At 68.7% G+C, this 275-nt stretch carries 1 pseudogene; it reads left to right on the top strand.

The window, feature by feature from the left end:
* Window positions 1–120 (top strand): annotated as a pseudogene (locus ACQG3P_RS19640) (phenylalanine 4-monooxygenase); the annotation flags it as partial.
* Window positions 121–275: the final 155 nt, after the last annotated feature.

The raw sequence follows: 275 nt of genomic DNA, 5'->3' as shown, positions 1-275 counted from the left end.
ACCCCGATCTACGCCGCGCTGGAAACGAAGGAGCACCTGCCGGCCGGTTATGTGCAGGATGTCGACCGCGTGTTCCAGAAGGGCACCGGCGAGGGCTGGGCGGTAGGCGGCGACGTGTGATCGTAGCGCCGGGCCCTGCCCGGCTGCGTTCACCGCGGTCGCTGGGCCACGCGCACCGGTCGCTGGTTGAGTCGCTTGAGGACGGCGTGGGCGCGGTAAGTCCTGCCCCACTTCTTCTCATTGCCCTTCGACAGGATGCCGGCTTCCTCGAGCGC

Source organism: Stenotrophomonas sp. SrG (genome assembly GCF_050031795.1).
GTDB classification, from domain to species: domain Bacteria; phylum Pseudomonadota; class Gammaproteobacteria; order Xanthomonadales; family Xanthomonadaceae; genus Stenotrophomonas; species Stenotrophomonas rhizophila_A.
This window is presented reverse-complemented; position numbering and strand designations above follow the sequence as displayed.